Raw genomic sequence first — 11,807 nt, 5'->3', positions numbered from 1 at the left:
TAGGGGTTAGGGCGTCGGGGTTAGGGGTTAGGGAAGAGGGAGTGGGAGAATTAATATTTACCCTTTACCCTCTTCCCTCTGATTTTTGACTTTCATCGGTTGCTATTAAATTAGTTATTTCCCAGCGAAGGCTGTTTGCTTGATATTAGTTGCTTTAACGAATCGCGCATTTTCGTGTAACCCTGTGGGCCAAACCTCCGCATCGCTGCCAATATCAAACTCTGGCGAATATAGCTTTTGGAGAAAAATAGTTGCGGGTAGTGGGCTATAGCTTGCCGATTTAAATCAATGGCATTTTTGAGATCTTTATGAAACAAGTATTTCCAAGCTATGTAGAGATAGGCATGACCGTAGGCTCTGTTTTTTAGGTATTGTAGATTTGGGGGAACAGATGCAAACGATCGCTCAATAAGTTGATGAAAATCTAGCAACATCGCTTGGCAATTATTGGACATATTATTGGGATGTTGTCGGTAAAGAACCAGCGGCTCTTTTATTAATCCAAATAAGTAGCGAGAAGCGATCCGAATCCACATATCCCAATCGGCTACACCGCTTAACTTTGAATCGAATACCCCCACAGCATCAAAGCAGCTGCGGCGAATCATTGGTGTACTTGCACAACAAAGGATGTTGCTTTGCAGAATATGCTTCAATACATCGCCATCTACATAGGCAGTTTGTACTTTTTCTGTGGGATTGCCTTCCTCATCAGCATACTTTACCCATGTGTAGACCAGACCTACGGCGGGATTATCTTCCAAACAGCGTACTTGTTTTTCTAATTTAGTTGGTTCCCACAGGTCGTCAGCATCTAACAATGCTATGTATTCACCTCTAGCATTAGCAATACCCGCGTTACGCGCTTCAGATACACCTTTGTTTTGTTGTGAAATTAGTTGCACGCGGGGGTCTGTTATCTGAGCAACCCACTCTACAGTTTCATCCTTACTGCCATCATCGATAATCAAAATTTCCAAATCGGTGTAAGTTTGATTAAAAACGCTATCCAAGGTGGCTGGAAGATAGCGCATTGCATTGTATGCAGGAATCACAACGGAAACTTTGGGATGATTCAAATCGCTCATTTTTCTACATTTATCTCCCTTGCGAATACAGTGCAGCACGGCAGAAGTAACCCACCAAATTGAAAAAATTTAAATGCGCGACGCGGAAAATATTTTTGACTTTTGACTTTTGACTTTCGCGTAGCGACACTAGCTTGCTTGACCTAATTCATGCTGCATTTGGTGATATTTCCAAAGTTTGCCTCGCTGTTGCAGCAATTCTTGATAAGTACCCTGTTCTACAATGCGTCCTTGTTCGAGTACGACTACTTTATCGGCGCGAACAATTGTCGAAAGTCGGTGCGCGATCGCAATCACTGTTCGACCTACAGACAGCTTTTCCAACGACTCCTGAATTAATCGCTCAGACACAGAATCTAAAGCACTCGTTGCTTCATCCAGAATCAAAATTTCCGGGTCGCGAAGCAAAGCACGAGCGATCGCAATCCGCTGACGCTGACCTCCAGATAAGCGAACTCCCCTATCTCCCAACTGCGTATCGAAACCTTCCGGTAGTTCGAGAATAAAATCGATCGCATTCGCCAATCTCGCTACTTCCCAAATCGCAGCTTCATCGGCATCTTCAGTACCGTAAGCAATATTGTTGCGGACAGAAGTGTTGAAAATAAATGTATCTTGACTGACAACAGCCATCTTTTGCCGCAGGGATTTGATGTCAAATTCTCGCAAGTCAATGCCATCGAGCAGAATTTGACCTTGTGTGGGATCGTAGAATCGCGGAATTAAATCGGTCAACGTGGTTTTGCCAGCACCAGAAGCACCCACCAGCGCCGTCGTCTGTCCTTTTTTGATAGTCAGCGTGATGTCGCGCAACACTAAATTAATGCTGTCGTACCCAAAATCTACAGCCACAAAATCAATCGATCGCTTCAATCCAGCAAATTGGATTGTGCCACCTTCTAAATAAGGTTTGTCATCAGTGCGGAGTAGAGTTTTAATATTTTCCATCGGCCCCTGAAAATTGCTCAGTTGCGCTCTGCATCCATTCACCTGACGGATAATTGGCATGAGGCGGAACAACACAAATAAAAATGTCAGTAATGCCGCTGGCTGTAACTCTCCATTGGGAATCAAAGTAGCAAAAGCCAGAATCAACATCCCAACTAAAATTGCCGTAGCACCTCCTTCTGCGAGAGGTTCCACCGAAGCATGGAATGAAGTAGCTTTGACCGTTGCTTTCTTCAAGTCCGAACTGGCATTGTAAAACCGTTTTCTTTCAAAATCCTGAGTTGCAAATGCCTGAACTGTGCGAATACCGTTGATAAATTCCAACGCCACCGAGGTAAACCAGCCGCTGGCGGTCGATCTTTCAAAACTGGCTTCTCGTACTCTTCCCAGCAGCGTTGTTATGCCAGCCGACAGCAGACCGAACAACATAATGGAGACGATCGTCAGCTGCCAAGACAGCAAAAACATCGATACCACATAAGCCAAGAGGGTCGAAGTTCTGGTGACTAAATAAGAAAATACACCGAAAGCTTGGGTAAGCTGGTAATTTTCGGAGGTGATGCTATTAACTAATTCTCCCGAACGGGTTTTGGCAAAGTAACTCAGGCTCAATCCTTGCAACTGTTCAAACAGCCGTCTGCGTAGGCTGTCTGCCAGACTTTGATTGCAAATTTCGCTGTAAACCTGCCCCAAATAAGTAAACCCTGTACGTAACAGGGTCATAAATAAAATCAAGGCAGATATGCGATAAAGCCGATCGGCAACAGAAGCATTTACCCCCAATATCCAAACATCGAACCACTCAATGCCTGTTTGAATTGGTGCTGCGTTCGGATCGGTCAAACTTTGCAAAAATGCTAAGAGAAAACCAACGCCAAATGCCTCAAATACTGCTGCGATCGACGTGAACAGCAGAGCCAAAACTGCAACCCGACGAAAATATTTGAATTCTCGCAGAATAATATAGTTGTCTTGCCAGAACTTTGTCGCTTTGAGCAGATTGCGAATTGGTACGGGCGATTGGAAACGCATAAGGGTTTGCAAAAGAGTTGTTGTGTGGATTAGTAAGCGCTAAAGCTGGAGAAAACTTTGATCATCGTCAGAGGTAAGATTTTCAAATCTTGCCAGAGAGACCAACTGCGTAAGTATTCCAAATCGCGGTAATTTAGCGCTTCCAAATCTCGCCAGTTCGCTCTCGCTTGCACTAACCAATCTCCTGCGATTCCCGGTAGCGCATTCAGCCGTCGCAAACCTTCAGGGCCGATCCGCGCTGCATCGTGTAAATTATAGGGACGTGGCCCTACCAAACTCATCTCGCCTCGCAGCACGTTGAACAACTGGGGTAGTTTGTCTAGGTTGTACTTGAGCATCCAACGCGCTAGGGGTGCGATCGCAACTACTCCATCTTCCTTCTCGGCTGTCGTGCGAAACTTGAGGATGCGGAACAACTTACCCCGCTCTCCCACACGCCACTGCCAGGATAAAATCGGCCCAGCAGAATCTCTCCGCATTAGCAAAACCAGCCCCAGCATGACTGGACTGAAGACTAACAGCAGTATTGCCGCCATGCACCAGTCAAATAGCCGCTTGAGCGACCAACTGAGCGGGTTTCGTTTTCCCGGCAGTTCGGAGGTAGTAGGTAAGCGCAGAAATACTGGTTTGTGAGCTTGCCAGCACGCATCTGCCCAAAGTCTTAATTTTGTTTCACCCAAACGCGGGTCTATGCGGACAAGTCGCACGGGCGAGTGTTGCAAGCATTCTGCAAGCGATCGCTCATCGTCGAGATCGGGCAAATACCGCTGTTTGTCGTCTTTGGCAAGGCTGACTAACAGCTGGTTCTGTCGCCACTTGAGCGCGTACCTACTGGGTTGGCGATCGCGCCAGCGGCGATCTCCAGGGTAGGAAATCTGTAGAGTTGGGCTTGAGGAGCTTTTCATCAGTAATTTCTCTTAAGTAGAAACTCGTATGCCAAAAGACAGATCTTTAGGTTGCCAAACTGAAAAAGTTGGCTGTAGCCTATACAGCATAGGTATTTCACTGTAAAGTCTAGTTGTTAATTTTTATTAAAACTTCTATCTTAGGACTGAAGGATATCTAAGGGTATTTACTTAGGATTATTTTGGATAGGGCTGATTTGAAGCTGACTTGGCGTTCGGAATAAATTAATTGCCAAACAAGATCCGGCTTTAAATCTAGAGGATTTTCTTGTTCTAACAAAACATAACTAAAGTTAGAAAAAAAATTCCTCTACTTTAGCCTCAAAGGGTGTCGATCGATTGGGTTTTTTTTTCATACCGTGTGTGGCAGTAACTCAAACTAATGACTGATAAAAAGTCAAATCAAGGGCATCTAAATTGATGTTGTTGCCGAAAAAAGCGGACTATACCCCATTTAAACAAACATATGAAAATAGCTTTAGTCCACGATTACTTAACGCAGCGAGGCGGAGCAGAGCGAGTATTTGAACTGCTTTGCAAGCGCTACCCCGATGCTGACATTTTCACCTCTTTGTACGATCCCCAACGAACTATTGACTTGGGCGATCGCGCAGTCCACACAACCGCACTTCAGAAAATCCCAAAAGCAGCAAAATACTTCCGACTGCTGGCTCCTTTATATTTTCCTGCATTTCGCGCCCTGGATTTGCAAGACTACGATCTGATTATCAGCAGTAGCAGCAGCTTTGCCAAAGCAGTTAAAAAATCTCCCAAAGCACTGCACGTTTGCTTTTGCCACAACATCACCCGCTTTTTGTGGGATACGGAAACATATCTGCGAGAATATGCAGATTATCAACGTTTCGCTCCTGTAATCGAACCGATTTTCCAAATGCTCCGCAAGGTAGATCTGGAATACGCACAGGAACCAGACCTTTACATCGCCAATTCTAGCGTTGTAGCTCGGCGCATCCAAAAATATTACCGTAAGCGAGCCATTTTTATAAATTATCCTATAGACACTAATAAGTTCACTTTTTCCGAACAAAAAGATAACTTTTATCTTTCCTCAGCTCGCTTGCTCAGCTACAAGCGAATCGATACGATTGTCGAAGCTTTTAATTGGCTGAAATGGCCGTTACGCATATTAGGTGAGGGCCCGGAAAGAGAACGCCTAGAATCTAAAGCATTGAAAAATGTTGAGTTTTTGGGATATGTTAGCGATGCAGAACGCAGTAATTTAATGGCAAAAGCTCGCTCTGTAATCGTAGCAGCTCTGGAAGACTACGGATTGGTGCCAGTGGAAGCAAATGCTAGCGGAACACCAGTAATTGCCTACGGTGCGGGTGGCGTATTGGATACTCAAATACCGGGACAAACAGGAGTTTTCTTCAAACGCCAAACACCGGATGCACTGCTAGATGCACTATATAATGCCAGGGAAATTGCATGGGACTACAGCAAAATCCGCAGTCATGCTGTGGATCATTTTTCTGAAGAAGCATTTTTTAATAAAGTCGATCGCGTCATGAATAAAGTTTGCGGATTGCGTCAATCATAGGTTTGTTGCGACTTGAGGTTAAACATGGTACAAGTTACTGAAAATCATCTAAACGCAGCTGCCGAAACAGATCCTGGTTACGGGCAAATCTTTGCTATTTTAATCCGCCGACGCTTTTGGTTAATAGGTGTATTTGCCACTGTTTTATCAGCTGCCGCCATCATAACCTTAATCACAAAGCCGACATACGAAAGCTCGATGCAACTGTTGGTAGAAGCAAATTACCAAGGTAAAGAACAAAATGGCGAGCGAGAAAAAACTGAAAATGAATATGCCGACCCAAATGTGGAAATAGACTACGCCACGCAGTTAAACTTGATGCGAAGCTCTCAATTACTGGGAAAAGCCGTAGATTTACTTCGTCCGGAATACCCAGATATTACTATAAAAAAGCTTAAAAAATATTTGGTGGTAGCGCAGATCCAGGAAGAAAAAGTCAATACCAAGATATTTGAGGTGACATACACCGATAAAGATGCCAAAAAAACTCAAAAAGTACTCAAGACAATCCAAAAAGTTTATCAGGACTACAACCGCGAACAACAGGAAATGCGTTTAGCCAAAGGTCTTGCTTTCATTGACCAGCAATTACCGACCGTTCGTCAGAATGCTGTTCAATCTGAAGCAGCTTTGGCACAATTTCGCAAAAATCAAAATATAATCGAACCCGAATTACAGGCCAAAGCGCTAATTGAATCTCTCAAAGACATTGAGCAGGAACTACGCACAGTTCGGGCTCAGTACCGCGATGCACAAGCTCGCTACACAGCTTTGCAGCAGCAATCTAACAGTACTCCACAGCAAGCAGTTGTTTCCTCGCGTCTGAGCGAGTCCACTCGTTACCAAACATTGCTCAACGAAATTCAAAAGTTAGATTTGGAGTTAGCACAGCAACGCCAGCGTTTCACCGATGCCAACCCTTATATTCAAGATTTAGTACAGCAGCGTCAGGAGCTGCTGGCTTTATTGGAGGAAGAGAAAAAACGAATTCCGGGCGCAAATGGCGATCGATCGAACGTGACAGTAGAAAACCCACTCAAACAAGGACAGCTCGGCAAGCTAGATGTGAGCCTTGCTAACAAGCTTTTGGAAGAACAAACAAACGTACTCGGTTTACAAGCTCGCGAGCAAACCTTAATGCAGAAAGAGCAGCAAATGCGTGCCCAAATCAACCGATTACCAGCTATATTGGCTGATTACAATCGCTTAGAACCAGATGTAAAACTCAAGCGCGAGACCCTGGTACAGCTTCAGAAAGCAAGGCAAGAAATAAGCTTGGAAATTGCGCGGGGGGGTTTTGATTGGCAAGTTGTAGAAGAACCGGAATTAGGTTTGCAAATAGAGCCGAGTCTGAAACGAAATATATTGTTGGGTGCAGTAATTGGTTTGATGTTGGGTGGTGTGGCTGCGTTTATCCGCGAAGTGGTCGATGATGCGGTTCATACTTGCGATGATTTGAAGAAACAAGTTGACCTGCCATTGCTGGGAATCACGCCAGAACTGGCTCAAGCTAAGGGTAGCAGTGATGCGATCGTCAGCCTGCCTTTCAGCAAGCCGCAAGTTTTGGCATCTTCGATGATTCAGGTGATCAATTGGCCGCCTTTCCGGGAATCGCTGGATCTGATTTATCAAAATATTCAATTAATGAATTCTGGTTGGTTGAAGTCGCTGGTGGTAACATCGGCGCTAGCAGGAGAAGGTAAGTCTACTTTAGCTTTGGGTTTGGCAATTAGTGCTGCTCGTTTGCATCAGCGGGTATTGCTGATCGATGCAGATTTGCGCCGTCCGAGTCTGCACAAGGAGCTAAATTTGCCGAACGATCGCGGACTTTCTTCTCTGCTGGCAAGCGATACTCCTATCACTAATCAAGAAATAGAAGTATCGGCGCAATATGGCAATATCTCGATTTTAACTTCCGGCCCTATGCGCCTAGACCCGGCTCAGATGTTAAGCTCTCAAAAGATGAAGCAATTGATGGTAACTTTTGAGCAAAATTACGACTTGGTATTGCTGGATGCTCCCCCAGTTTTGGGCATAGTAGATACTATTTTAGCTGCATCTTTTTGCAGTGGCGTTGTCATGGTCGGACGCATTGGTCGAGTCACTCGCACCGAACTCGTGCAGGCTACATCTATGTTGAGCAAGTTAAATGTAATTGGGGTTGTCGCTAATGGAGCTAGCAACTCGAACAAAGGCTACCTTACAAATTTGCATCAAGAAGGATTAGGGCGTCGGGGCTAGGCGAAGAAGTTGCTTCTGGCGAGTCAATTATGCTGAAAAAGTACACGGCCTCATCAAATCAGGATCGGAATGTAGGGTTAATTCATGAATTGACTCTACATTCGTATCCTCTGCATAATTTATCAAATATTGTCGGTCATCCAAAGTTTTAATTATTAGGTACAAAAATGTTCGCCATAAACATAAGTAGAATAATTTCAAAATTCCCGTAATTAAGTGAGTCAGGGGATAATATTATTCGCTATTTATGAGATGAGCTTGCTTATTAAAAAACATGGTTAAGGTTTATATCAGACTGGAGGCAGATGATTTTATTCCTCATATATATGTAGGATGTTCCGTAGTTAGAGGCATCCAAAATAACTTTAAATATTTAAGAGAATACATAGTTGTGTTAATTCCCGCACCAATTGTAATTTATAATACAAAAAAAATTTTTAAATAAAAATTTTAGGGTATAAAAAAACCAAATAGTGATATAGATGCAATTAATCAGGGTATAAAAAATAAGAATAATAAATATTAATTTGCTGGAACAGAATAACTCGAAAACGGTCTATATTGAAAAGGATGAAGCGTAAGTCATCCCTCAATTTAGAAATGTTTGGACGCAGTAATTAATTTGGCAATACCTAGTTATTAGCTGCAAACAAAGGTTAATTAACAGCGTCAAATGTCCTAGTAGGAAAAGGTTGAAAATGAGTATGAACGCAGTGACTTCTCCACCTGTTACCGAATCTACCGAATCGGTTATCGAAATTGTTTCATTAGGTTTACCGACGCTTCACCCTTCGACTCGCTCGATTTTCAAGCGGTTGCTGGATATTGTAGGCAGTTTGGTAGGATTAGCGATTCTGGCGATTCTGTTTGTGCCTATAGCGATCGCAATCCAGTTAGACAGTCCGGGGCCAATTTTCTACAGCCAGCAACGCTGCGGACTGCACGGACAAGCGATCGCGATCCGCAAGTTTCGATCGATGGTGCAAAATGCCGAAACATTAAAGTCTTCGGTGCCAAACGAAGCCAAGGGAGCGATCTTCAAAAATGAAAACGACCCCCGCGTGACTCGTATAGGTCGTTTTTTGCGGCGAACTAGCTTGGACGAACTACCCCAGTTTTGGAATGTGCTGATTGGGGAAATGAGCTTGGTAGGAACTCGCCCACCCACGTTTGATGAAGTTATCCAATACAGCGAACATCACTGGCGACGGTTGGATGTGAAGCCGGGACTGACGGGGGAATGGCAGGTCAGCGGACGATCGACCGTCAAAGATTTTGAAGCCATAGTCGAACTAGACCTGCGCTACCAGAGTTTGTGGAGTCCTTGGTACGACCTAGCCATTATCTTCAAAACAATTTACGTAATTGTGGCTCGCGCTGGTGCTTGCTAGGGTCTAGGGGTTAGGGGTTAGGGGTTAGGGGTTAGGGGAGGAGGGAGGAGGGAAAACAGGAAAATCGGAACATAGAAGCAAATTTATTCAATACTTCTCCCGCTCCCCCGCTCCCCCGCTCCCCCACTCCCCCACTCCCCCGCTGAACAGGTCGGAAACGAACAGATCTTGTGCTACGCTATTTTGTAGCAAACGTTGTTCACTCTAATATGCTTTGGGTTGTCAAAGTCAGGTTATACCCAGATGTCCAGCAACAGCAGTCACTAGGCCAAGCTTTTGGCTCTTGTCGTTGGTTGTGGAATTATTGCCTGAACTTGACGAATCAAACATATAAAGAAACAGGTTTTGGGTTGTCTGGATACGAAGTTAAAAAGATAATTCCTCAGTTAAAGAAAGAGTATGAGTGGCTGTCTTTGACCTACGCACAATGTTTGCAGCAGGTTTGCTTGAACCTGGGAGTTGCTTTTAATAACTTTTTTGAGAAACGAGCAAAGTATCCAAGGTTTAAATCTAAGCATGGTAAGCAGTCTATCCAGTATCCTCAAAATGTCAAAGTAGGTGTTAATTATTTAAGGCTTCCAAAAATAGGAGATGTCACAGCGGTCATCCATAGATCAATTGAGGGTAAAGTTAAGACTGTAACTGTATCCAAAAACTGCTCTAACCAATATTTTGCAGCTATTCTGTTTGATGACGGTAAAGAAAAGCCTTCTACAAGCAGAGAAGGAAAAGCAATTGGTATCGATCTGGGATTAACCCACTTTGCCGTTACCAGTGATGGGTCGAAATTTGATAATCCTAGAATACTCAACAAATATGAGAAGAATTTAAAAGTTAAACAGCAGCAATTATTTAGGAAACAAAAAGGTTCTAACAAACGGATTAAAGCCAGAAAGAAAGTTTCTAGAGTTCACAGAAAGATAACTAACTGCCGTGAAGATTTCCTACACAAGCTATCGCGTAGGATAGTTAACGAAAACCAAGTTATTTGTGTGGAAAACCTCAGCATTAAAGGCATGATGCAGAATCATAAACTCTCCAAAGCTATTCACCAAGTTGGATGGGGGATGTTTTGCACAATGCTCAAATATAAGGCAGAACGAGAAGGGAAAGTTTACCGAGAAGTGGATAGATTCTTTGCTAGTTCTAAAACCTGTCATGTTTGCCTTAATCAAGTCAGTAGTTTGCCGCTAAATATAAGGTTTTGGACTTGCGAGAATTGCGAAACTAAACATGACAGGGATATCAACGCAGCAATCAACCTTAGAGACGAGGGACTACGAATTTTGACCTCTGGAACGGGGGATAAAGCCTGTCGCCCAGATGTAAGCCTTAGTAAGGGAGGACGCAAGAAATCCACTACTACGCTTTCTGTTGGGCAGGAAGCCCACACTTTACCGCAAGGTCAGTGTGGGTAGTTCACGGCATACTAATGTCAGTTGCTCAGGGTGACTAACCATGTTGGAAGACTTGACTGAAAGAATCGCCAAGGCGAAAATAGCTCGTCAATTAGGATACTTGTATATCGGTACAGAAAATCTGCTGTAAAGTTCGATCGGGTAGCCGGAAAGAGCAGCCCCCTGAGTTCTCTTGAACTGAGAGTTGCTCAAATACCAATTTTTATTCAAGTCATGTATCACCAACCACAAAATCGGCCCGGAACAATTGACATTCAAGCAAAGAGCCTGGAAGACCGCAGTGTAAGTGCTGACCGCATCCAGTGGATTGTCCGCGTTCAGCTGGACGACTATCGCACCGCGCTGGCAGATTCCCATCGGGCGATACAACTCGACCCGAATAATCCAGCTGCCTACCACAACCGAGGTACTGCCTACATGGGGCTGGGAAACTATGATGCAGCACTGATAGATTACAACCGGGCGATCGAACTCGACCCGAATAACGCGGGTGCTTATCATAACCGAGGCGCTGCGTACATGAGGTTGGGAAACTACGAAGCAGCGCTGGCAGATTACAATCGGGCGATCGAACTCGACCCAAAGAGTGCCCTAGCTTACAACAGCCGAGGTTCTGTCCTCTATTACTTAGGCCAAAACTCCGGCGATGTTGGCAAGGGGATGGAAAAAGCGATCGCAGACTATAACAAAGCGATTGCGATCGACCCCAACTATGCCTCAGCCTATAACAATCGGGGCAATGTCCGCGCCAAACTCGGAGACTTTGAAGGAGCGATCGTCGATTACAACGAAGTCATAAAACTCAACCCCGACGACCCCCAAGTCTACTACAACCGGGGTATTATTCGCTATCGAATCGGAGCGCAAATGGGTGCGATCGAAGATTTTACGCAAGCGATCGAGCTAGATCCCAACTATGCCGCAGCTTACAACAACCGAGGTATTGTTATGGCTGAAATGACCGATTGCGAAGCTGCGATCGCAGATTATCACAAAGCTATTGAAATTAATCCTTACTATGCAGATGCCTACTACAATCTGGCCCATTGTCGCTGTGCCTATAGAGATTACCCCGCCGCCATTCAAGATTTTCAGAAAGCCGCACAACTCTATCAGGCACAAGGCATAACTGATGATTACCAAAGAGCGTTAGATAATATCATTAAGTTGCAAGGCACTAAGGACTAGAAAGAGGGAGTGGGGGAGTGGGGGAGCGGGGGAGT

Annotated in this window: 8 protein-coding genes; 5 read left to right on the top strand and 3 right to left on the bottom strand. The window is 44.4% G+C overall.

Features of this window, described 5'->3' with window-relative positions:
• Window positions 1–110 precede the first annotated feature (110 nt).
• From H6G03_RS35410 to hepC, 3 genes are all read right to left on the bottom strand, one after another.
• Window positions 111–1,088, bottom strand: a complete 978-nt coding sequence (locus tag H6G03_RS35410; protein WP_190475317.1) for a glycosyltransferase family 2 protein — start codon at window positions 1,086–1,088, stop codon at window positions 111–113.
• A 129-nt stretch (window positions 1,089–1,217) separates the two neighbouring features.
• On the bottom strand, window positions 1,218–3,068 hold the full coding sequence (hepA, locus tag H6G03_RS35405; protein WP_190475315.1) for a heterocyst formation ABC transporter subunit HepA: 1,851 nt from the start codon (window positions 3,066–3,068) through the stop codon (window positions 1,218–1,220).
• A gap of 29 nt (window positions 3,069–3,097) precedes the next feature.
• A complete protein-coding gene (hepC, locus tag H6G03_RS35400; protein ID WP_190475312.1) occupies window positions 3,098–3,973 on the bottom strand; it encodes a heterocyst development glycosyltransferase HepC in 876 nt (291 codons plus the stop codon).
• Window positions 3,974–4,439: 466 nt separating this feature from the next.
• Here hepC and H6G03_RS35395 point away from each other — a divergent pair, with 466 nt between their 5' ends.
• From H6G03_RS35395 to H6G03_RS35375, 5 genes are all read left to right on the top strand, one after another.
• Window positions 4,440–5,534, top strand: coding sequence for a glycosyltransferase (locus tag H6G03_RS35395; RefSeq protein WP_190475310.1), 1,095 nt, complete (start codon window positions 4,440–4,442; stop codon window positions 5,532–5,534).
• Window positions 5,535–5,558: 24 nt separating this feature from the next.
• Window positions 5,559–7,775: a GumC family protein gene (locus H6G03_RS35390; protein ID WP_190475308.1), complete on the top strand. Its 2,217-nt coding sequence runs from the start codon at window positions 5,559–5,561 to the stop codon at window positions 7,773–7,775.
• Window positions 7,776–8,473: 698 nt separating this feature from the next.
• Entirely contained in the window at window positions 8,474–9,166 is a 693-nt protein-coding gene (locus H6G03_RS35385; RefSeq protein ID WP_206756670.1) for a sugar transferase, read from the top strand.
• 209 nt (window positions 9,167–9,375) lie between these two features.
• Window positions 9,376–10,584 carry an RNA-guided endonuclease InsQ/TnpB family protein gene (locus tag H6G03_RS35380; RefSeq protein WP_190475306.1) on the top strand — a complete coding sequence of 403 codons (1,209 nt, stop codon included), beginning with the start codon at window positions 9,376–9,378 and terminating at the stop codon, window positions 10,582–10,584.
• Window positions 10,585–10,797: 213 nt separating this feature from the next.
• Window positions 10,798–11,772 (top strand): tetratricopeptide repeat protein, encoded by a 975-nt coding sequence (locus H6G03_RS35375; protein ID WP_190475304.1) that lies wholly within the window; start codon window positions 10,798–10,800, stop codon window positions 11,770–11,772.
• Window positions 11,773–11,807: the final 35 nt, after the last annotated feature.

Origin of the sequence: Aerosakkonema funiforme FACHB-1375, from assembly GCF_014696265.1 — a bacterium.
GTDB classification, from domain to species: Bacteria; Cyanobacteriota; Cyanobacteriia; order Cyanobacteriales; family Aerosakkonemataceae; genus Aerosakkonema; species Aerosakkonema funiforme_A.
Note: the sequence above shows the minus strand (reverse complement) of the source record. Positions and strands in the feature narration are given on the sequence as shown.

Excerpts from the sequence above, each read along its gene's own strand:
- H6G03_RS35395 (WP_190475310.1), top strand. The coding sequence starts at position 4,440 with ATGAAAATAGCTTTAGTCCACGATTACTTAACGCAGCGAGGCGGAGCA.
- H6G03_RS35390 (WP_190475308.1), top strand. The coding sequence starts at position 5,559 with ATGGTACAAGTTACTGAAAATCATCTAAACGCAGCTGCCGAAACAGAT.
- hepA (WP_190475315.1), bottom strand. The coding sequence starts at position 3,068 with ATGCGTTTCCAATCGCCCGTACCAATTCGCAATCTGCTCAAAGCGACA.
- H6G03_RS35375 (WP_190475304.1), top strand. The coding sequence starts at position 10,798 with ATGTATCACCAACCACAAAATCGGCCCGGAACAATTGACATTCAAGCA.
- H6G03_RS35385 (WP_206756670.1), top strand. The coding sequence starts at position 8,474 with ATGAGTATGAACGCAGTGACTTCTCCACCTGTTACCGAATCTACCGAA.
- H6G03_RS35410 (WP_190475317.1), bottom strand. The coding sequence starts at position 1,088 with ATGAGCGATTTGAATCATCCCAAAGTTTCCGTTGTGATTCCTGCATAC.
- H6G03_RS35380 (WP_190475306.1), top strand. The coding sequence starts at position 9,376 with ATGCTTTGGGTTGTCAAAGTCAGGTTATACCCAGATGTCCAGCAACAG.
- hepC (WP_190475312.1), bottom strand. The coding sequence starts at position 3,973 with ATGAAAAGCTCCTCAAGCCCAACTCTACAGATTTCCTACCCTGGAGAT.